Below are 22,158 nucleotides of genomic sequence, written 5' to 3'. Positions count from 1 at the left end.
CGACGGAGCCGACCGAGCCGACGGACCCGACCGCGCCGACGAACCCGACCGAGCCGACCGAGCCGACGGAGCCGACGGAGCCGACGAGCCCAATCGAGTCGCCTGCTCCGGCCGAGGCCGACGACCCGCTCGCCACCACGGGCGGCGAGCTGAGCGGGGGACTCGTCGCGGTGGCGATGCTCCTGATGCTCTCTGGTGGGCTGTTCGCGACATACCGCCGGCGACGGGAGACGACTGCTGCTTCTGAGTGACTGATATTCAGGGCCCCAGCGAGTTTTCCTCGCTGGGGCCCTGAGTCATCGCTGGGTCCGACCGACCGGTACCCGGTTTCTGGGTCAGAGCGGTGGTGCTCTGGGCATCTTCGCGGGGATCCGTGACCTGCGCTCGGTAGCATGGCCCGAGCTCGCACTCCGGGCCGCCGTCGCCCGACCTCGGGCAGGAGAGGAACGCGACCATGTCACAGATCCACGTGGGTCCGCCGCCGCCGCGCAGCTATGCACGGCTGTGGATCTCGACACTGCTGCTGATCGTGTACACGGGCTTCGTGCTGGCCGTGACGATGTGGCCGCAGCCCGAGCAGCTCGAGTTCGACGGCATTGCCTCGCGCGTGCTGCGCGCCCTGCACAACCTCGGCGTACCCGAGTCGTTCGGCTACAACGAGATAGAGTTCGTCGCCAACATCGGCATGTTCGTGCCCCTCGGCTTCTTGCTCGGACTCGCTCTTCCCCGCAAGGCCTGGTGGGTGGCGCTCTTCCTGCTGCCGGCGTTCTCGGGCGCGATCGAGTTCACGCAGGGCATCGCGCTCGACGAGCGCGTCTCGACCGTGCTCGACGTGCTCTCGAACACCATCGGCGGATACCTCGGTCTCCTGTTCGCGATGATCCTCCGAGCGATGATCCACATGAGGGACCGCACCAAGATCGAACGCGAGCTCTGGGAACGACGTGCTGCGGCCGCCGAGCTGCAGCGTCAGAACGCGGCACGTGCCGCGGCTCGTGCTCTGCGGGGGGCGCCCGCGTACGTTGCGGCCGAGGAGCCGGACCCTGTCACGCGGGTGCTGGATGCCGACTTCTGGAACACGGGGGATGCGCCTACGGTGCGGATACCTGTGTGAAGGCGCGGCGGTTCGCTGTCCGATAGCCTGAATCACAGGCGTCGCTTCTCGAAGAACATAGGGGTTCAGAATGACTGTTCGCATCCACCTGGATGGGGTCGTGGGCGACTTCCTCAAGGGATGGGCCATCGATGACAACGTGCCGGATCGCCCTGTCATCATCGAGGTCTTCGCGGGTGCACGACGGCTCGGGTCGGTCATCGCCGATCGAGAAAGACGAGACCTCGCGACCGACCAGAGTGGTGCTCCTCTCATCGGTTTCCGTTTCGTCCTCCCGGCGACTTTGCTCACGGGTCGCGAGCAGGAGTTCACTGCCCGAGTCATGAGGGGTTCATCCGAGCTCGCGAGCGTGACTCGCACGGTGACGACGACACGCTTGGAGTTCGCCACGCCTGCGGGAAAACCGTGGGTGCTCGCGTCTGACGACTTCGTTGAACCCGTCAACTTCGACGAACGTGCGATCAACGCGATCGTCGAGCGCGTCACAGCCGGGCAGCTCGACGAGGGAATCGCACTCGCGCGCACGACCTTTCGGGCGAACCGCGATCTCTTCGGTGTGGACATCGGGCTGGTCGAGGCGATGTCGCAACACACGGAGGTGAAGTCCTTCGAGCGCCTGATGGCTGACCGGCGACATGACTGGTTCGAGAGCGGCGATCATTCCGTGTGGCAGAGCCGCCTTGAGAAGAAGGAGGCAATGCACGCGTTCGCGCGACAACATGGTGTCGAGATTCCCCGACAGATCGCTCATTTCTCCGACCCGGAGGAATTGCTCCGCCTCGATCTTCCGGCACGGTATGTGGCGAAGCCGGATGGCCTGGCCTCCGCGAAAGGCGTCTTCGCGGTATCTCACGAAGTCAACGTCTTCACCGGGAAGCCCATCACCCCAGACCGGATCGTCGCGAACTGGCAGAAGCTCGCGAGCGAGACCGACCGCGTCGATATGTACATCGTTGAAGAGTTCATCGCTGATCGCTTCGCGCCCGAGTCGAACGTGATCCCGCTGGACTACAAGTTCTACGTGTTCAACGGAATCGCGGGATTCCTCGAGGTCTTCGACCGAAATTACCCGGGACCATCGAGAAGGCCGTATGCGGTGACCTGGCGGCCTCTGTCGAACCCGCTCGAATTGGGTCGCACTCTCGGCGCCGCGATGCAGGAACCAGACAACCTCAGTGAGCTGATCAGTGTCGCAGAGAGGCTCGGAGGGGGAGTGGGAGAATTCTGCCGAGTGGATCTCTTCAACACACCCGACGGACCGGTTCTCGGTGAGATCACGACTCTTCCTGCGAACGGAAAAAACCGCACGGCGTATGCGAACACGATCACGCAGCAGGCCTACATCGTTTTCGAGGATCGCAGGCTCTGGGCCTCCGACGCCTGAGACCGGATGCGAACGCGCTACTCTCGGAGGGCGGACAACGACCATGGTCAACGTGGTTAGGATTGTTCCGACCGTCCAACGGCCTCGATCGGGTGCCGACGCTGAGCTGTGAAGCGAGAGTAATACCGGTATGCATTCCCCTGTTCTCCTGCCGACTCCCCATGTCTCGATCATCATCCCCATGTACAACGATGAGGATTGGGTCGCGACGGCCATCGAGAGCTGCATGCGTCAGACGCTGAGCGCGATCGAGATCATCTGCGTCGACGACGCATCCACCGACCGCACCCGGGAGATCGTCGAGCGATACCAGGCAGTCGATCCGAGAATTCGTCTGATCGAGCTCGATCGCAACCGCTCCGCTTTCCAGGCCCGGCGAGCTGGGATCATGGCAGCCACCGCTCCGTACGTCCTTTTTCTCGACGGGGACGACGAGCTTGCTCCGGAAGCAGCGGAATGGGCATCAACGAAGGCACAGGAGTCGCAAGCCGACCTTGTCGGGTTCGGTGTCGAGATCACCAGCCAGAGCGGACGAGTGGGAGGCGCGTTCGAGAAGCGGTTGCAACCATCGCACGAGCTCCTGGAGGGCGACGAGATTCTCGCCGGGCTCTTTCCCGTCGGTGCGCCCGCCCGCGGACAGATCTGGCGCTATCTCTTCCATGTCGGACTGCTCCGGATGGCCTACGCGCAACTCGCGCCCGACCTTGAGTTCTACAGAGCCAATGACCTGCCGATCGCCTACCTCGCGATCTCTGCGGCGCAACGGTATGTGTCGTTGCCCTCGAAGCTCTACCGGTACTACTTCGGACGCGGAATCAGTGGCCAACGAATTGAGGACGCCTCGCAGTTCGAGTTCTACCTCGGGGCGGTCGATTCGATCGACAGCATCGCCCCGGCGGTACGGGAGCAGGCGAGGAAGCGATCCGACCCAGACCTGATCACCGACAGCTACGCGTCGGCACGACTGTCAGTGATCGGTAATCTGCTCAATTACCTCGTCAACAACGCGGCCGAGGCCGTTCGTGCGCAGTGCCTGCAATTGCTGTGTGAGCGTGTCTCAGAGGAAGACGCAGTGCTTGCAGCGACCGGGTTCTGCCCCAGCGCGCTTACGCTGATCGCTCAGAGTGGCAATCGGATTGAGCTCGGCGATCGACCGATCCGCAGTGTGTTGCTGACGACGAAGTCGCTCACGACCGGAGGGGTGTCGGGGGTCCTGCTCGCCCAGGCTCAGTTCCTCATGGATGCGGGATACCACGTGACCATCGCAGCGCGACGTCCGGGGAGCTCTCAGGCCGCGGTGCCCTATGGTGCGAAGTTCGTCGAGGTCGGCGAGGGCAGTCTTCTGTCGAAGGTGAGTCAGTGGGCTGAGATCTGCCGCCGCGAATCGATCGATCTCGTGATCGATCACCAGATTCTCTACAGCCGAGATTGGCCGGCGTATGCGCTGGTGGCTCGCTCGCTGGGTGCTGCGACGATCGGATGGGTGCATAACTTCGCTGCCCGACCCGTGTACGACCTGAACGACCTGACATCACTGATGACCGATCACCTCGGTGCGCTGGCTCATCTCGTCACTCTTTCGCCGCTGGATGTCGCATTCTGGAAGCTCCGCGGCATTCCGCACGTGTCCTATCTCCCTAATCCGCCCTCTCCGATGATCATGGAGGCACCGGTCGGCGAGATCGTCAAAGGTTCGCCCGCAGGACGTCCGGTGCGACTCCTCTGGTGGGGGCGACTCGAGCAGCACACGAAGCAGGTCCGTCAGCTCCTGCTCGTCGCCTCAGAACTGCGCAAGCTGGGCATCGCTTTTGAGATGGAGATTATCGGACCTGGGTGGGCTGAAACCGAGCCTCACATGCTCGAGAAGGAGGCGCGCAAGCTCGGTCTGGACGAGGTTTCGGTCCCCGGACCGCTGTATGGCGCGCAACTCCTCGCCGCCATCGACGAAGCCGACATCTTCATCAATACCAGTGTGATCGAGGGTTACCCCCTCACGATCCTCGAAGCGCAGGCCAGAGGTCTTCCGGTCGTCATGTACGACATGCCGTGGCTTGCCCTCGCCATCGACAACGGAGGAATCGTCAAGGTCCCTCAGGCGACGCCTGCTGCGCTCGCGCGTGAGATCGTCGCGGTCGCTGAAAGTCCCGAGCGCTACGACGAACTCTCGCGCGAATCACTCGCCGTCGCAAGTCGGAAGCGTCAGTTCGATTTTGGTAAGACATATCGCCAGCTCGTCGAAGGCGACCTTCCCGCCGCATTCTCGCCGGTGCCGACGCTCGACGACGCGCAACGCCTGATCGACCTCCTCGTCTTCTTCGCAGAGCGTAACGCCGGTCTTCGCGCGACGAAGGTTGCTGCGGTTGACGCGGCTAGGAAGGCGTCGGCGGAGGCAGCGGCGGCCAAGCGCGCCGCCGCAGCCGCAGCCAAGGCCGCGGCAAGGAAGGCGGCAGCGGTCGCCGCGAAGAACGCTGCTCAGAGAGACGCGTTGACGAAGCGGCTGGCGGGAGCGGTGAAGCCGGCATCCCCTGGCAAACCGGATCCATTCATCGTCAGCGTGATCCGTCCGTTCGGGCGCGTGATTCTGAAAGTCGCTCCCGGACTGCGGAGAACTGCGCACAACTTCAACAAGAGAGTTCGCGAGAGGTGACGACACGTCAGAGGCAACGTCCTGCGCTGCCTCTGACGGGCGGTAGATCGCCGGAATGAGGCCACTGCACCCTCTGACGTACTTGCGCGAAACCCGCCGGGAAAGCCGACGCCCTATGTGGTGCTGTTCGCGGGTTCGCCGACAGCAGGCTCAGCTAGCGATTGATCCGCGGTCGGGAGATCGCGAATGAAGCGAGCGGGGACCCCGCCATAAAGGGTGTTGTCTGGGACGTCCTTCGTGACCATAGCGCCGGCCGCGATGATGCACCCTTTGCCGATCGTCACCCCTCCCAAAACGGTGACAGATGCTCCGATCCACGTGCCCTCGCCGATCACGATCGGATCGAAGCGGGATTTGCCCGCGCGACGTGATGGCGGACCTACTTCGTGGGTGTCCGAGATGAGGCGCACGAAAGGGCCTATCCGCACGCCGTCGCCGATCGACGTGTTGGGTCGGATGTATGCGTCTCTGTTAATGAACACATTGTTCCCGATGGTCACCGGGCCGAGCATCTCGGTTCCACGGTAGAAATTAGCCCCATGGCCGATACTGATGGGGCGCTCGTCGCTGTGCGAAAAGGAGACGCGCTGATGGATCTTGGACCGATCTCCGATGGTCAACACCATGGATGCATTCTACAAGCCGCAAGACTTTGAGTTCGCCGCCTACCTTCGCGGCCGCGCCGTGACCTCGCCGCATTCGCGGGGTCACACGGGCTTTCAAAGCCTCGAGATTTTGTGAAACGGCCGGGTCACCGGGCATCGATCACGTCGTGAATGCGACTGGTCAACGCTGCCAACTCATCTCTCGCCGTGTCGATCGAGCGGGCGAGAAGAGGAAGTCGATCGTCGATCTGCGAAGAGAAATCGTCGATCTGGTCGTACCGACCGACCAGATCACCAAGTTCGGCGGTGGCGAGAAGTCGATGGATCTTCTGCGGGTCAGCAGCGGATCCGATCGGGTAGGCGCCTTCGGATGCGGCGATGATCAGTCCGTGCGCACGATCGCTGACGACGAAGCGAGACATCTTGAATGCACCGCGGGCGTATGCGTCCAGGGTGGCATGATCCATACTGGGCGGCATGAGGTACTCACCGCCGAGCTCTTCAGCCAGACGGACGGCACGCGGTGCGTCGCGAGAGACCTGAGCAAGAGTGACTATGCGCGTCGAGGTCCGCGCCGCAAGGTCACGGACCGAGGCGATCCATTGCTTTCCCGGCCAAGGACGGTCGAAGCGGAGGGTCACTGCAAGCAGCGGACGATCGTCGGTCAGGGCCCATTGAGACGTTGGGGTACCGAGGGAGTATGCCCAATCGGGAGCGACATCACCGAAGCCCGCTGCGTCGCGGGAAGGCTGATCACGCCATGACACGATTGCCGCATCACGGAGCACATCGTCGAACTCGACCTGGCCGATAGCAGTGGGATCCTTGATCCCGAAGCCGGCCGCGATGAAGATTCCGCCTGCATCGACGGTTCGCCGCAATTCGCGGGTACGGTGAATGTTCGGAAACAGACCGGGGGGTGGATTGATCTCTCCCGCGTTGAGGAAGTGAATTCCCCTCTGGGCGGAGTCGCCCGCTGCCAGCCAGGTCGGGCGATGCGTGTAGACGCGGTCACGTCTGGTGAGCGCGAACCCGGACACGTAGTCAGGGGTGGCAGCTCCAAAGTAAACATGCAGACGACGCCCGTCACCGCGAGCCGCGTTGAGGTAAGCAAGCCTGAGAGCTGAGTCGCCGAGGTTATCGTCCTGGCCCGCCAGGTGGAAGAAGAGATCCTGGGGTCTGTTGGCGCTCATCACCGTCCAGCATATAGTTGTCGGGTGCGTCTAGCGAATCCCAGTAGCCGAATCGAATCCCTCGTCGTACTGACGGATCATCGCTCACCTCAGGCCAATGTGAGCTACATCGACCAGATCATCGGTGAAGGTGTCGACGGTATTCGGTTCACACATTTCGCCAAAGAGTTCGGCAACGTCGAAGCAGACGTCGTCCACGTCAACCAGGCGGTTCGGCTACTCAGCGGAGGAACGACGAACGACGAGCGCGCGGATATCGCTCGTACCGTCATCGCCGAGTTGGATCGCCGCCACGTCCCTCTCGTTCAAACGCTGCACGGACCGCACCAGGGCGCGGGAGCAGAATGGCGGCGCGTGATCGATGACGCGACTGCCACGTTCGTGGCTCTCGATGAGACGACCTCAACGCCGCATCCCGAACGCACCATCGTGATTCCCCACGCGCACTACCGAGCGCGTTTCGTCGGATACCCGCGCCAGGATCAGATCTCCGGACGCCTGTTGGCCATCTCCCCGAATCGTCTAGTGAAGGTCGCAGCGGGGCCCTTGAAGATCTTCCCGCTGGCGAACACCCCGGACCTGTCGCTGCGAGTGGTGGGCCAGCCCAATGCTGCTCTCGAGGTGCTGATCGAGAAGACTCTCGGACGCCATCCGCAGAGCGTGTCGGCGCTCACCGGGCTCGTCTCCGACGCCATGATGATCGCTGAGGTCAGCGCTGCGGAACTCGTCATCCTCCCGGATAACGCAACTCTGGTCGACGAGAGCATTCTCATGCTCGCTCTGAGTCTCGACCGTCCGGTCCTGGTTCCCGATTCCGAAGCCACGCAGCTCTTGGCTGAGGAAGTGGGCACAGGGTGGGTGTATCGCCACTCAGGTGCACTGACGGCTGAGCGACTGGACGAGGTGGTGAACGCGGTGCGCAACGCTGCGCGAGCAGAGCAGCCTGATCTCAGCAAGCGTGAGCCGGCCGCGATTGCGTCTCGGTACGCCGAGGTCTTCCGGTCTGTTGCCGGGTCCGCTCACTCCTGATCAGAGCTCACCAGGCGATGACGGTGGCATCGCTGCCACCGTCAAACGAGACGTGAGTACGGCACTGAATCAACGACGCAAGAGCGCATGCTTCACTCGTGCCGCCGTCGGTCGGAGCCATGGAGCGACGTCGAGAACGACGTGAGTCGCAGGAGTCACGCGTGCGACGAGCCGTGATGCTCGCGAGCGCTTCGGAGTTGCACGACCGGACGCGGCAGGGCGGCCGCGTTTTGGCGGTGTGGCACGTTGCGCAGCGGCATTGCGTACTCTTGAGTTCTGCTCCGTGAACAGCACGACGAGATCGAGGAGTCGACTGATGTCGTCCGTGGTGGGCGACGGCGAGTGAGACTCCGGCAAGGTACCGGTCACGAGCTGCTCGTAGAGAGAAGCGAAGTCATATGAGAGCTCGCGTCGCCCAGCATCAATCGAGGCGCGGGAGAGTTCCTCGTAGAGTTCCGGCGCCGAGGCGATCGCGGCGATCCGGCGGGCAAGACCGCCGGCGTCCCCCTGCTTGGCGGTGACAATGCCGACGTTGTCCTCGGCGAGGGCGAGCCAGGGGAGCTCATACATCGCGATGGGAAGACCCCGTGACTGCGCCTCAGGAATCGTAAGTGGGTATCCCTCGATAACGCTGGTGTTCACGAACATGTCGCTGGAATCGATCGCGGCGATCAGGTCGTCACCGTGAAGAGGGCCGACAGCTTGGAAGCGCTCTGCCACGCCGTGTTCGACCGCGAGAGCTGTCAGCTTCTCAGCGGTCATCCCGCTCCAGTCAGGACCGATGACGCGCATCCGGAAATCCACGCCCATCCGGTGTAGCTCCGCAGCGACCAACACCAGCTCGGCGACACGCTTGGTGCGCTGCTCCAATCGGCCCCACCAGATGAGTTCGATTGGACGTCCGATCGGGGCGTCCTTCGCTTCTCCGACTCTCGCCGACTCAAGGAGGAGAGGGGAGGGCGGGTTCGGCAGATATGAGACCCGCGGCATGCCACGCAGCTTCCAGAAGGCGACATCAAGCGGCGACAGGACGACGAGGTGTGAAAGCGCCCCGACATGGCGAGCTTGGAAATCGAGACTGTTGAGACCGAGCAGAAGTGACCGGCCAGCGAAGTTATGGGCCCAGCCGATGGTCGCCGCTCCCTCTGCGCTCGCGGCGGCCGCGAACGCCGGCCAGCTGCGTGTGTAGAGCCAGTGATGCTCGATCACGACATCAATGTGCCGCTTCTGACACAGATGTGCCCATTGTTCCAACTTCGAGGCGAGGTCTGGGCCATCGATCTCTATCAGATCGACCCCCGGTGGCACGATCGACAAGTCGCTTCCGGGTTCTCGGGCTGCGATGGTCACGGAGTACCCAGCCCGGGCGAGGAATCGTGCCTGTGAGAGCAAAACGCCGGAGACTCCGCCGGTACGCACGATATTGGTTGTGAGTAGAACGTTCCTGACAGGGCGTTCGCCGATTTCCCTGATGCCGAGATGGACTGCCACCGTGTCCAGGGCGCCAGGCCAAAACCGTGCGGTTCCCCTCACGATCTCGCGCGCCGACGCACGCGTAAGCAGATGCTCGAACGTCGCATCGAGCAGGTGGTCTGCAGTGTGCTCGGCGAGGTAGTAGGTGGTGTACCCGATGATCGAGGAACGAGCAGCCTGATAGGTCTCACGGACGAGATCGGGTTCCGCGCTCCGCGCCGCGATCTGATCGACGGCCGATGCGATCGTGTTGATCGCGTCGATCGCTCCTGCATAGAAGGTCGCCCAGCCGAGGTCGGCGACCTTCTGTCCGCTGCCGCCACGGCCGAAGTGGTATCGGTAGAGGCGGTCCGGCATTGACGTGTACTTCGTGGCCAATGCGGCTGTGAGGAAGGTGATCGGCAGATCGTTAACGCGAGGGATCACGAGATCGTCAGGCATCAACGCATATGCATCCACGAGCACTTGTGTGCGGAAGAGGAAGCGCCAGAGCTGACCCTGAGCGGGATGATCGACGGGGAACAGGCCGCGAAGCACATCGGTGCCGGTCAACGTATCGCGAGTCGGCTGCAAACGTGCTTCGAAACCGCCACCCGTCCCTCCGTCCTGTCGGACGACATCGATCCCGAACTGAACGAGATCGGCGTCCGTCGCGACAGCCTTCGCCAGGGCGAGTTCCGCTGCCATCTCGGCCAGTTCGTCGTCGCCGTCGAGGAACAGCAAGTGCTCGGCCTTCGCGGCGAGGATTCCGATCCGCCGGGCCTGATAGGCCGAGAGGTTCTGTCCTTGTCTGATGATCCGAACGCGCGGGTCGCGGGCGGCGAACCCATCGACGATCGCTGCCGTCATGTCGGTGGATCCGTCGTCGACGACGATTACTTCGACCGCAGGCAGCGTCTGCCGTAGGCAGCTTTCGACGGCGCCAGCGATCACCTCCGCATCGTTGTAGACAGGAATGATGATCGAGATCAGCGGGGCGGATTCCATGCTGATTTCCTCCTCGTGAGAAGTGAGGTCGATCATGACTGCCGCCCCCTACTGTTGGCCGCCCGCCATGTGTCGATACGGAGGAGAGCGGATTTGACCTTCCGGGCAGCGGGCCGGAGCCACGGCGCGCGATCAATCGCGCGCTGTCCGGGACCCGTGAGCCGTCGTTCCAGCGTGGCGGCGACCGTCTGCGGCCCGGACGAACGCGGCCGGCGGGGTGAGCTGACGTCTCCGCGGCGCCTACCACTCCGAGCTTTCGCAGTGGGTGCGGGGGCCATGCGATTCTCTGCGAGGAAGATCAGAAGATCGAGAAGCTGCTGTCCGGATGCCATCGTCGGGACCGGCGAAAAGGCATCAGGCAGGTCTCCGAGTACGAGCTTCTGGTAGAGGTCGGCGAAATCGACCGAACCGGCCCGCTGCGCTGCGTTGATCGAAGCTCGTGACAGTTCTTCGTAGCGATCCCCTTCGATCGCAGTGAGGACGGCGCTCGCGAGCGCAGCGGGGTCGCCCTGCGGGACGGAGATGACACCGGAATTATCTTGGACCGGCAGAAGCCACGGCAGGTCGTACATCACGACCGGCAGGCCACGTGACTGCGCCTCCGGAATCGTGAGGAGAAATCCTTCAATGATGCTCGTGTTGATGAAGATGTCAGAAGAATCGATCGTGTCGATCAGGCTCTGCCCGTGGCGTGGTCCGGTCATCTCCACGAAGGTCTCCACTCCGCGCTTACGTGCGAGCGAGCTCAAGCTGGACGCGGTCGTCTCGTTCCAGTCGGGCCCGACGATTCGCAGCCGGAAGTCCGCGCCCGCCCGTTTGAGTGCGACCGCGACCTCGATGAGATGAGTGACCTTCTTGGTCGTCTCATCGAGCCGTCCCCACCACACGAGCTCGACGCGACGAGATCGAGGCGCCAGCCGCGGTGCGACGCGACCCAGCGACTCGACGATCAACGATGAGGGCGGGTTCGGAAGATAGGCGACATGCTCGACGCCGCGGAGCTTCCAGAACGCGACATCGAGGGGCGACAGAACCACGAGTTGGGCAAGCGCCCCGACGTTGTTCTGGAGCAGCGAGAGTAGATCGGTGCCGTTGTACGTCGGGCGTCCTGAGAACGCATGGATCCAGCCGATGGTGGGGGCGTTCAGCGCATTGGCGACGAGCGCGTACGCAGGCCAGTCCCGCGAGTACATGATGCGGTGGTCGATGACGAGGTCGACGTCGAATCGGCGGCAAAGCGTGGTCCACTGCCGGAGGCGTTCGCTTCGCCCGGATCCGATGATCTCCACGAGAGTCGCGCCCTCCGGCACCAGGGACTCGTCGCTTCCTTGCCGATGCGCGAGGATGGTGACGCGGTAGCCGGCGTCCAGCAGGACTTGCGCCTGCGAGATGATGACACTCGACACTCCGCCCATAGTGAGGACGTTGGTGGTGAGCAGCACGCTGCGAACGCCGCGCCCACGAAGCTGAGGGTGATCCGCGAAATCCGTGACTGCATCGAGTGCATCCGGGGTGAAGGCAGCGGCTGCGGTGACCAAGTCGGCTGTGCTGATGCTGCGACGCAGACCATCCAACGACTCAGGCGTCGTTCCCGGCGCGGGGGTATGGGCGAGCTCGATCGCCTGCCCGATCGCGGCGAGTCGCGTCGACTCGTAGGCATCAACGAGTGGCTCGGGATTGGGTCGGTTCCTCGCAGCCTCACGCACGAGAGGGGCGATCGCTTCGAGAAGCTCGATCGTTCGGATCGCATCACCGCCGGAGGGCGTCAGAAGCCCATCGAGGCCGCGCTCAGGAAAGTGCCGGTAGATCCGGGGACCGAGGGAGGCATATCGGTCGGCCCCGGCAGACGCGAAGAGACCGATCGCCAGGTCGTCGGCCGGGCGCCCCGCGGGCGTGCCGGGGGCCAGCGCGGAATAGGCGGCTGCCAGCAGCTCGGTGCGGAACGCGAGCTTCCAAATGCGGGTGCTGAGAGGTGCAGAAGGGGGGAAGAGCCTGCGGAGGATATCGTCGCCGGACAGGCGTGCATGCTGCGGGCGCGGGGCCGGGTGAGATTGCTCACTACTTGAAGTTTCTTCGACGATGTCGATGCCGAACTCCACGAGATCAGAGTCGAAACGGCTCGCCTGGCGATGGATCTTCGAGGCGGCTTCGGGAATCAGCTCGTCACCGAGGCGGAGGAACATCGTGATGGGTGCGGCCGCCGCGGTAGCGCCGACTCGGTGCGCGTCCGTCAGATCCGCCGCGCTGTCGCACTCGACCACGCGGATGCGGTCGTCCTGAGGGATCAGTCCGCGTGTCACTTTTACAGATTCGCGGTCGACCACGCAGAGTATTTCGAGCGGAACGAGAGTCTGGCTGATGCAAGACTGCAGCGTCTCGCCAATCCATCGCGTGTCTGACTGGATGACAACGATGATGCTGACGAGAGGTGACGGCGAGGACATGGTCATTTCCTGCTTCGTGAGGGGCATCCGGCTACCGCGACTCTGCAGCAGACCGGTAGGCGGCGATGAACTGCTGGGAGACCGAGTCGGGATCGCGCTTATCAAGGTCGGGTCGACCGGTGGGTCGAGACTCCGCGAAAGCGGCTAGAGCTTTCTCCAGCTCTACAGCCGTGAGACGCCCGGTGTGAAGTCGTACCCATCGGTTGCCGACCTCGTCAGCGAGTGCTCTCGTGATCGGCGTGTCCTCGACGAGGACGGGCCGATCCAACGAGAGCGCGAGAAGCATCGTACTCGTCGCTTCGTCCGTCTCCGGCGCGATGACGACGACGATCTCGGCCCGAGTGATTTCCTTTACGCGCGCTGCATCGGAGATCGTGTCGTCGAGCAGCGTGATCTTGTTGCCGTTGAGGTTGATCGTGCGCGCGAACGAGGGGGCAAGCCCCGACGGGACCTTGCCGACGATGCGCAGTTCGGTACCCGGAAGGTCCGCGTAGGCGAACACCTTCAACGCGGCTTCGTAGTTACTGTGGAAGGTGTCGGGCGTGATGAAGAGAACGCGGCCGGGGTGCACAACCCCCCGCGGATACCCCAGAAAACGGAAACGCTGATGACCGAGCGGAATCAGCACGGACTCGCGCCCGTGAGGATTCGGACGGTGCGCGCTATGTGTGATGTAGCTCACCGTCGCCGCGTCGAGGATGGCTTCGGCGCGCGACAGCTGTGAGCCTCGGACGTGGTCCGCTGTGATTGTCCGCACGAGCGCTACGTTGCGGCGCTTGATCGCGCGGGTGAATCGAGTCGCCCTCAGAACCTTTTCCGATTCGGAGACGTGGCGATTACCGAGGACAGCGGTCGAATCCGTCAGGTGTATCACGTCGACCGGGTCGCGTCCGCTGGGTGTGTCGCGATACTCGAAGACGATTCCTTGAGGCTGCCCGGAGGCGGAACTATCGCCCATGATCTGATCCACGTATCGGATGCGATGCGACGGGGGACGCCCGGATACGAGTACGTTGAGAGGCGGATCCGATTCGTCTTTCGGGCGACTGGCGGGACCGAAAAGGGTCCGCGTGCGGGCGATTAAGGACCTGAGCGCGGACGACACTCTTCCAATAATAGACTTCGACCTCGGTGAACATGGAAACTACTCAGAACGTCTTCGCGCAGTTGAGCGGTCAAGACGACAACCTCGGCGACTCCGAGCTTCGAGTCGCGTACCTCGATGCTCTGCGTGGGCCGAGCAGGCACGTCCATATCTTCCTTGCCGCGCCAACCACCGACTACTCGGCGAGATTCGACGTGACGCCGGACGTGACGTTTTATCAGGACCGCGTCCACTGGGCGCGCACGATGAATGCGACTCCTCGGCCCGTCTACGCGTTCAACGCGGGTGAGATCAACCCACGACCTGGTGTCTTCCCTGGGCCGCGCCTCGTCAAGGAAGCCGCTCGCGCAGCAGCGAATGGCGGTGTGGTACTTGCGACGGGAATCGGCATTCGGAATGCTCAGGACGTGAGCGCTGTGACGTTCGATTCCGCTTTCCGAGACGCCGCGGTCATGTCCTGGCGTGACCAGGGCTCCCGCGATGCAGCAGGTTTCGGAGACTTCGCTCCGGACTGGGCATACTCGCTCGGGACGCCGACGTCGGAGTGGGCCTCGTCGGACGAGCGGCCGCTGCTGGCGGTCACGTTGCGTTTCGATCGCCCGTGGCCGGGGGACGAATGGCTTTCCGCAGTTCGGGGATTCGCGCAGGCGACATCGACGCGCATCGTCACGGTGACGCAGGTCGCGCGGGACTCCCCTCGCGCAGTACGCCTCGCCGAAGCGCTGGGCGGCGACTACCTGGAGCCCCCGAGCATGCGGCACGATGCGCTCGACGAGTATGTGCGCGCGGTCTACGCTCGCTCGCTCGCGGTCGTCAGCGATCGCGCCCATGGACTCATCATGGGTGCGACCGAGGGGGCCCAGCCGATCGGCTCGGGTAGCGACCCGCACAAGATCTCGCGTCTCCTGACGGCAGTGGGTCTGGGAGGTCTCGTCGGCCGGTACGACGAGTTCGGCGAGTTTGCTGCGCGCTTCGATGCCCACACCGGTGCGCTGGTGCCGGCTGTCGACGCAGCCCGCGCGGACATCGCCGACCTCACTTCGCGCATTGACTCGGCGATGAACTCGGTCCGATAGCGCTGTAGCCGGAGCTCAGCGAGCGCCCAGCCAGCCCTTCGCGCGATGGGCAAGCGGCTGCAGCCCGGGCATCTTCCGCAACGTTGCTCGACCGATGGGCGCGGCGGACTGCCAGATGCGTACGCGCCACCCTGGTGAGTCGGCGGCGGTGGACGGGCGCCCCGTCGCGCGCCCTGCGAAAAAGACCATCAGGCCGAGTAGCTGGCTTGCGTCGTCGAGAGTCGGGGGCGGCGACAGATCAGGGGAGAGTCCACTAGTGACGACGTCGCCATACAACTGGGAGAAGTCATACCCGCGCGTTCGTTCCGCGGCGGCTGATGAGGCTCGAGAAAGCTCCGAGTAGTGCTCCGGATCGGAGAATGCGTCCGCGAGCCGGGACGCGAGTCCCCGGGCATCGCCCTGCGGCACCGCGACCACGCCGTGGTTGTCCTGAACGAGCGTCAGCCAGGGAAGCTCATACATGAACACCGGCAGTCCGCGCGCCTGGGCCTCGGCGATCGTCAGCTGATATCCCTCGATGATGCTCGTCGAGACGAAGGCATCCGCCGAATCGATCGCAGAGACCAGCGCCGCTCCTCTCAGCGGTCCGACCGCCGTCACCGCGTCGCCGACGCCGCGCCGCCGAGCGAGCGCATTGAGTTTCTTCGAGGTGACGTCGTCCCAGTCGGGCCCGATGATCCGGAGCCTGAACGGGACATCGAGCGCGCGGAGCTGCACGCCCACCTCGACGAGCTCGCGCACCTGCTTCGTCCGCTGCTCCAGTCGTCCCCACCAGACGAGTTCGAGCCGCCCGGACGGCGCCGCCTTGGCGTCCGCGCGGGGTTCCGATTCGAGCATGAGAGGCGAGGGGGGATTCGGAAGGTAGGCGACGTGTTCGATGCCGCGCAGACGGAAGTAGGCGACATCGAGCGGCGACAGGGTGATGAGCTGCGCCAGGGTGGGGCTGCACCTCTCGATCAGGGACAGCCGGTCATTGCCGTCGTACACGGGGCGCGCGACGAAGTTGTGCAGCCAGCCGATCGTCGCAGCGCCCTCCGCGCGGGCCACCAGAGCGAACTCCGGCCAGGTGTCCATGTAGAGCACCTGATGATCGATGACGACGTCGACCTCGTGCGTACGGCAGATCTCGGACCACTGCGTCAGCTGCGCCGCCAGCTGCCGGGACCCCAGCTCGATGAGAGGGATGTCGGTCGGCAGCACACTCGCGTCGCTGCCGCCGTTGCGCGCGACGACCGTCACCCGGTACCCCGCATCACGCAGATAGCGTGCCTGGGATGCGAGGACCGCCGACACCCCTCCGGTCCGCACGGTGGACGTGACCAGCAGGATGCTTCGGACGGGCACATTCGGCATGCCCTGCCACGTCGTGTGGAAACGCAGCGCTTTGAGCGTCGTGGGATAGAACTTCGCCGCCGCATGCACGATGTCCGGGCCCGCTGCGACCGTGTGGAGGTGAGCGAGTGCGCTGTCGAGGATCGCATCGTCGCTGTGATCGACGAGTTGGAAGCACACGTACCCGATGATCGAGAGACGCGCCGAGGCGTAGGTCGCGCGCACGAGGTCCGGGTCGAGACGGGTCGAGGCGAGCGCGTCGACGGCCGGTCCGATCGCGTCGACCGACGAGATCGCCCCGGTGTAGAACTGAGCCCGCTCGACAGTGTCGATGCGGTGCCCGCTGCCACCCCGGCCGAAGTGATACCGATACAGCTTGTTCGGCACCGCCGCGTAGCTCGTCGCCAGTGCCGCCGCGAGGAAGAGCAGCGGAAGGTCGTTGACCCGGGGGAGTGAGAGATCGTCCGGAACCAGCGAATACGCCTCACGGAGCAGGTGCGTGCGGAAGAGGAACCGCCACAGTTGACCCTGTGCGGGTCGGTCGATCGGGAAGAGGGCACGCAGCACGTCGTCGCCGCGTCGCGGTGTCTGCGGCGGCTGCAACCGCACCTCGTAGGGGCTCCCTGTGCGACCGTCGCGCTCGACCACCGTCACGCCGAACCCGACGATGTCAGCGCCAGTCGCCTGAGCCTGCGCGAGCGCCGTCGCCGCGGCATCCGGAGCCAGCTCGTCGTCGCCGTCGAGGAACATCACGTGGTCGGCGCTCGCCGCGAGGATGCCGGCGCGGCGCGCCTGGAACGCCGACAGGTTGCGGTCATGGCGAATGACCTGCACGCGCCGATCTCGCTGTCGGTAGCGCTCGAGTACGGACGCCGTGCCGTCGGTCGACGCGTCGTCGACGCAGACGATCTCGATGTCGACGAGGGTCTGAGCCAGGGCGCTCTCGAGGGCCGTCGCGACAGTTTCGTCGTCATCCGATACCGGCATGACGATCGTGAGCAGGGGGCGCGGTGACATCGGGAACGAGTCTATCCACGGGCAGGGATAGCCTGGTGGCATGAAGATCGCCATCGCCGGGACCGGGTATGTGGGCCTGTCCAACGCCGTCATCCTCGCCCAGCACCACCAGGTGTTCGCCGTCGACATCGATCCCGCGAAGGTCGAGCTACTCGGTCGTGGGGTCTCGCCGATCGCCGATGTGGAGCTCGAGGACTACCTCGCCACGCACGAGCTCGACCTCACTCCGACTCTCGACACCGACGTCGCGTATCGCGATGCCGATTTCGTCGTCGTCGCGACGCCGACGAACTACGACGAGGTCACCAACTACTTCGACACGTCTTCTGTGGAGGCGGTGATCGACACCGTGCTCGCCATCAATCCCGGCGCGGCGATCATCATCAAGTCCACTGTTCCCGTCGGGTTCACCGCACGGATGAAAGAGGAACACCCGCAGGCGACCGTCATCTTCTCGCCGGAGTTCCTCCGCGAGGGTCGCGCACTGTACGACAACCTGCATCCCTCTCGCATCGTCGTCGGCGACCGCGGACCGACCGGGCAGCAATTCGCCGACCTGCTGCTCGAGGGAGCGATCGCGACCGAGGTGCCGGTGCTGCTCACCGACTCCACCGAGGCCGAGGCCATCAAGCTCTTCGCCAACACCTACCTGGCCCTCCGTGTCGCCTACTTCAACGAGCTCGACACCTACGCGGCCGTGCATGGACTCGACACGAAGCAGATCATCGAGGGTGTGGGGTTGGATCCGCGCATCGGATCGCACTACAACAACCCCTCGTTCGGCTACGGCGGGTACTGCCTGCCCAAGGACACCAAGCAGCTGCTCGCCAACTACTCCGAAGTGCCGCAGAACCTGATCGCGGCGATCGTCGACGCGAACAGCACCCGCAAGGACTTCGTCGCCTCTGACATCCTCGCTCGCAGCCCCCGGACGGTCGGCGTATATCGCCTCGTCATGAAGTCGGGATCGGACAACTTCCGCGCTTCGTCGATCCAGGGAATCATGAAGCGCATCAAGGCCAAGGGGGTCGAAGTCGTCGTCTACGAGCCGTCGCTCGATGAGGACGAGTTCTTCCACTCCGAGGTCGTGCGCGACCTCGACGAGTTCAAGACGCGCGCCGACGTCATCATCGCGAACCGCTCGGCCGATGCGCTCGACGACGTCGCTCACAAGATCTACACCCGCGACATCTACGGCCGCGACTGATCGCAGCACGCCACCGACGACCGAATCGCGCCGTGGGGTAACATGATCCGATATGCCGCCCTGGTGCAGGTGAATAGCGCGTCAGGGTAGAGAGAGGTAAAGGAATCCGTATGGGAGCGTTGGCTGCGCCCGCTACCGCCGGTCTGACCGAGGTGGGGACACGTCCTCGACTGGGTGTCTATCTGGCAGAGACCTGGCGTCTTCGCACCTTCGCCTTGCGCCTTGCGGGCAGTCGCCTGATCTCAGGTCTGCTCCCGAACCGTCTCGGCGTGCTGTGGATCGTGCTGAAGCCTCTGGCGCTCGCGATCGTCTACGGCACCATCTTCAATTTCATCCTGGCGGGAGCGGCGAGGCCCGCGAACTTCGTGCCCTACCTCATCGTCGGCGTCTTCGTCTTCGAGTTCTTCACCGGGTCCTTCGGGAGCGGTTCGAAAGCGATCACGAGTAACTCAAAGCTCGTCCAGAGCTTCGGTTTCCCGCGGGTCCTGCTACCCATCGCCGTGGTCGCGGAACAGGCCATGAAGATGATCCCCGTCGTTCTCCTACTCGGAATCCTCCTCCTCATCCTCGGTGAGCCGATCACCTGGTCATGGCTGCTGATCATTCCGATCCTCGCGACGATGGGTGTCTTCAACCTCGGGGTGGCGTTGATCGTCGCCCGCATCTCGGTGCGCACCCGCGACATCCAGCAGCTGGTTCCGATCATCAACCGGATCCTCTTCTATGCCAGTGGGATCTTCTTCAATGTCGACGGTGCACTCGCCAATTTCCCGACATTGCTGACGATCGCGCATCTGATTCCGACGTACGAATTCATCTCGCTGGCCCGCGACGTGCTCCTTTCCGGATACTCCGCTCCGCTGCTTGCGTGGTTCGCTGCGCCGGTGTGGGCGCTGGTGATGGTCGTCGGCGGCGTGATCTACTTCTGGCAGGGTGAACCGAGGTATGGCCTCAGTGACTAATCTCCTGATCCCGGGCCAGCAGGCGGCTGCGGCCGAGCATTCTCCCCGAGCGATGATGGTCGCGGATGACGTGCACGTCAACTATCGCGTCTACGCGACAGGGAAGCGTATGACCACCCGTGAGTCGCTGACGAGTCTGCGCTCGTTCCGTGGCGGGCGTGATCTGCAGACCGTGCCTGCGCTGCGCGGCGTGAGCTTTACAGCGAACGAAGGCGAGTCCATCGGGGTCGTAGGCCACAACGGTTCAGGCAAGTCGACCCTGTTCCGAGCGATGAGTGGTCTCATCCCACCGTCCGAGGGTGCCATCTTCGCCCGAGAACGTCCCGTCCTGCTCGGAGTGAACGCAGCACTCGTGCCGGAGTTGTCGGGCGAGAACAACATCAAGCTCGGTCTTCTGGCGATGGGTTTCAGTCCTGAAGAGGCTTCGGCTCAGGTCGATGAGATCGCCGACTTCGCAGAGCTCAACGACTTCATCTATCACCCCATGCGGACGTACTCCTCCGGCATGGCTGCTCGTCTCCGTTTCGCGATCGCCTCGGCGCGCGCGCACTCGATCCTGCTCATCGACGAGGCGCTCGCTGTGGGGGATCGACGGTTCCGTGCCAAGAGCGAGAAGCGCATCAACGAGCTGCGCGACAGCGCAGGGCTGGTCATGATCGTCAGTCACTCGGTTGGTTCGCTCAAGGAGACCTGCGAGCGGGTGCTGTGGGTGCACAAAGGTGAGCTCATCGCAGACGGACCCGCCAACGACGTCATTTCCGAGTACATCGCCTGGACCCGGAACCCGAATTCTGGCGCGGTGGGCGCGGCCTCGGCGCCGAAGCCTTCGACCAAGAACGCGCCTGTAGCGGTGGGATTCGACGCACGCTCTGCAGTCGAGGGCGATTCGTCCCGCCCCCATGCGGCGCCGGTCGCGCTTTCCACGCCTACCGAGGAACCCCGTGCGCTGGCTCGTCGAGAACGTCATCGCCGCATCGAGCAGCGTTCGAGAAAGCGCAGCGTCCTCCTCATGGTGCTGACGGGTGTCGCGGTGCTTCTCGCGGTGGCCGCCGGCGCCATCATCGGAACGCTCAGCAGCATCGCCGCTCCGATCGATGACGCCGAGCAGTCTGCGCAGCCGCAGACCGAGCCATCGGGTCCGGTGGCCGACCCGGTGATCCAGAGCTTCACCGTGAACACCCCGACGGTCGAGTGCGCCGCTGAGGACAGCGAGGCGCAGGTGTTGCTCAGTTGGCAGATCGACGATGCCGAGAGCGTCGCCATCGGTGTCGGCGACGCACAGGTCGATGCACTCGAGTTCCCACTGGCGGCGGCGCTGCCGGCGAATCTCGCGGACCGTGCCGTTCCCTTCTCCTGCGCTGCGGAGATGGTGGTGTACACCGTGACGGCGGAGAATGCCGACGGCGTGCGGGTCAGCGCTCCCGTCACGGTCACGCGCCTGCTGCCGGTCGAGACGGAAGAGCCGGAAGAGGACAACTCTCCCAGCCGTCCGTCGCAGCCGAGCGAGCCCGACCCGGGAACCGTGGTCATTCCTGACCCTGCGCCCTCACAGCCCGAGCAGCCGGTCGAGCCCTCGACCCCGCCGACGGAGCCTCAGCCCACGCCGGGTCCGACGACCCTGCCCGAACCGCTGCCGACGGAGACCCTCATCCCGGGCGACCCCGGAGACTCGACCATCGTCCCCTGAGAGCGAGACGTATCGTCGGTCGATCGAGTTCGGTGACGCCGCGCGTCTTTTGAAGAGACTGGATCCATCCATGCACCGTCGACGAACGCGCACCGCTCGGATCCCACGGCTCACCAGAACCTTCGTCTCCCTCACCGGTCCTGCGGGCAACATCGGCGATGCTCTGATTCGCCGCGAGACTCTCCAGTGGGCCGAGGGCACGAGCGACGAGCTCATCGCTTACATCGGGGAAGCCCCCGACGTGTGGCTGAGGCAACTCGGAATCCCCGACGACGCGACGGTGCTGCGGTCGAAGACGTCGGTGCCGCGCTGGCTCTGGCTCCTCGCCACGGCTCCGCGGCACCCTGTGCTGGTCTTCGAAGCCGGTGAGATTCCCCTCGATCGAGGCAACGCCCTCAGAGAGCTCGTCTTCCTGGCCGAGACGATCATCGTCAGGCTCAAGCGCGGCGTCGTCGTGCGGCCGCCGCGCGGCATCCGCGCACCCTCGTGGCCGGCGCTCGCGATCCATCGCCTGGCGGCGCGTCTGTCGCAGGTCGCGCTCTGGCGCGACGGCGCGACGATCGAGCGGGCCCGCTGCGGCACCCTCGCACCCGATATCGGCTTCTCCGCCGGAATGCGCGCCGGGCTCGCCTGGAGTGATCGCACCGAGTTGCTCGTGAGTCTTCGAGGGGCACGCCCCCTGCCCGACGCCGCGTGGATCCACGCGGTGCGAGAGGCCGCAGACGCCACCGGTCTCGCCATCCGCACGGTCGTGCAGGTGCGCGAAGACGAGGACCGGGCGCGAGAGCTCGCCCGGTTGCTCGGCGGCACGTTCGACCCGTGGGGTGACACGGACTCGGTCACGCACGAAGATCGCCTTCGTGGCCGCTACGACGCGGCGCAGCTCGTGATCAGCG

16 protein-coding genes are annotated in these 22,158 nt (G+C 64.4%); 10 read left to right on the top strand and 6 right to left on the bottom strand.

Annotated features, from left to right (window positions below; genetic code table 11):
• The 4 genes from RTM68_RS03675 to RTM68_RS03660 all read left to right on the top strand — a co-directional run.
• On the top strand, positions 1-251 hold a 251-nt coding region (locus tag RTM68_RS03675), incomplete at its 5' end, for an LPXTG cell wall anchor domain-containing protein (protein WP_312168350.1).
• Between the two features lie 203 nt (positions 252-454).
• Positions 455-1,114: a VanZ family protein gene (locus tag RTM68_RS03670; protein ID WP_312168349.1), complete on the top strand. Its 660-nt coding sequence runs from the start codon at positions 455-457 to the stop codon at positions 1,112-1,114.
• Between the two features lie 556 nt (positions 1,115-1,670).
• The gene (locus RTM68_RS03665) at positions 1,671-2,498 is read left to right on the top strand and encodes an ATP-grasp fold amidoligase family protein (protein WP_312168346.1); all 828 of its coding nucleotides are present in this window, start codon (positions 1,671-1,673) and stop codon (positions 2,496-2,498) included.
• A 130-nt stretch (positions 2,499-2,628) separates the two neighbouring features.
• Positions 2,629-5,145, top strand: coding sequence for a glycosyltransferase (locus RTM68_RS03660; RefSeq protein WP_312168344.1), 2,517 nt, complete (start codon positions 2,629-2,631; stop codon positions 5,143-5,145).
• Between the two features lie 113 nt (positions 5,146-5,258).
• On the opposite strand, the gene RTM68_RS03655 is transcribed toward RTM68_RS03660, so the two are convergent.
• Both RTM68_RS03655 and RTM68_RS03650 read right to left on the bottom strand, forming a co-directional pair.
• Complete coding sequence (locus tag RTM68_RS03655) at positions 5,259-5,771, bottom strand: acyltransferase (RefSeq protein ID WP_312168342.1); 513 nt, start codon at positions 5,769-5,771, stop codon at positions 5,259-5,261.
• Positions 5,772-5,896: 125 nt separating this feature from the next.
• On the bottom strand, positions 5,897-6,943 hold the full coding sequence (locus RTM68_RS03650) for a polysaccharide pyruvyl transferase family protein (RefSeq protein WP_312168340.1): 1,047 nt from the start codon (positions 6,941-6,943) through the stop codon (positions 5,897-5,899).
• On the opposite strand from RTM68_RS03650, the gene RTM68_RS03645 reads away from it, so the two are divergent.
• On the top strand, positions 6,908-7,972 hold the full coding sequence (locus RTM68_RS03645; protein ID WP_312168338.1) for a hypothetical protein: 1,065 nt from the start codon (positions 6,908-6,910) through the stop codon (positions 7,970-7,972). The two genes, RTM68_RS03650 and RTM68_RS03645, sit on opposite strands and share 36 nt — an antisense overlap.
• A 69-nt stretch (positions 7,973-8,041) precedes the next feature.
• On the opposite strand, the gene RTM68_RS03640 is transcribed toward RTM68_RS03645, so the two are convergent.
• The 3 genes from RTM68_RS03640 to RTM68_RS03630 all read right to left on the bottom strand — a co-directional run bounded on the left by RTM68_RS03640 (position 8,042) and on the right by RTM68_RS03630 (position 13,846).
• Positions 8,042-10,468: a glycosyltransferase gene (locus RTM68_RS03640; protein ID WP_312168336.1), complete on the bottom strand. Its 2,427-nt coding sequence runs from the start codon at positions 10,466-10,468 to the stop codon at positions 8,042-8,044.
• Complete coding sequence (locus RTM68_RS03635; RefSeq protein ID WP_312168334.1) at positions 10,465-12,732, bottom strand: glycosyltransferase family 4 protein; 2,268 nt, start codon at positions 12,730-12,732, stop codon at positions 10,465-10,467. Before RTM68_RS03635 ends, RTM68_RS03640 begins: the two co-directional genes overlap by 4 nt.
• 175 nt (positions 12,733-12,907) lie before the next feature.
• On the bottom strand, positions 12,908-13,846 hold the full coding sequence (locus RTM68_RS03630) for a hypothetical protein (RefSeq protein ID WP_312168333.1): 939 nt from the start codon (positions 13,844-13,846) through the stop codon (positions 12,908-12,910).
• Between the two features lie 542 nt (positions 13,847-14,388).
• Between RTM68_RS03630 and RTM68_RS03625 the strand changes: the two genes are divergently transcribed.
• Positions 14,389-15,057: a hypothetical protein gene (locus tag RTM68_RS03625; protein WP_312168331.1), complete on the top strand. Its 669-nt coding sequence runs from the start codon at positions 14,389-14,391 to the stop codon at positions 15,055-15,057.
• A 15-nt stretch (positions 15,058-15,072) separates the two neighbouring features.
• Here the strand turns inward: RTM68_RS03625 and RTM68_RS03620 are convergent, their stop codons facing one another.
• The gene (locus RTM68_RS03620; RefSeq protein ID WP_312168329.1) at positions 15,073-17,406 is read right to left on the bottom strand and encodes a glycosyltransferase; all 2,334 of its coding nucleotides are present in this window, start codon (positions 17,404-17,406) and stop codon (positions 15,073-15,075) included.
• A gap of 40 nt (positions 17,407-17,446) precedes the next feature.
• On the opposite strand from RTM68_RS03620, the gene RTM68_RS03615 reads away from it, so the two are divergent.
• The 4 genes from RTM68_RS03615 to RTM68_RS03600 form a co-directional block, all read left to right on the top strand.
• On the top strand, positions 17,447-18,613 hold the full coding sequence (locus RTM68_RS03615) for a nucleotide sugar dehydrogenase (protein WP_312168326.1): 1,167 nt from the start codon (positions 17,447-17,449) through the stop codon (positions 18,611-18,613).
• 119 nt (positions 18,614-18,732) lie between these two features.
• Positions 18,733-19,575, top strand: a complete 843-nt coding sequence (locus RTM68_RS03610; RefSeq protein ID WP_312168323.1) for an ABC transporter permease — start codon at positions 18,733-18,735, stop codon at positions 19,573-19,575.
• On the top strand, positions 19,568-21,262 hold the full coding sequence (locus tag RTM68_RS03605; protein WP_312168321.1) for an ABC transporter ATP-binding protein: 1,695 nt from the start codon (positions 19,568-19,570) through the stop codon (positions 21,260-21,262). Before RTM68_RS03610 ends, RTM68_RS03605 begins: the two co-directional genes overlap by 8 nt.
• Positions 21,263-21,332: 70 nt before the next feature.
• Positions 21,333-22,158, top strand: an 826-nt coding sequence (locus RTM68_RS03600) for a hypothetical protein (protein WP_312168318.1), incomplete at its 3' end; no start/stop codon positions are given.

It is taken from the genome of Microbacterium sp., assembly GCF_031988965.1.
Lineage (GTDB): Bacteria > Actinomycetota > Actinomycetes > Actinomycetales > Microbacteriaceae > Microbacterium.
The sequence above is the reverse complement of the archived record's forward strand: the minus strand, read 5'-3'. Positions and strand labels throughout refer to the sequence as shown.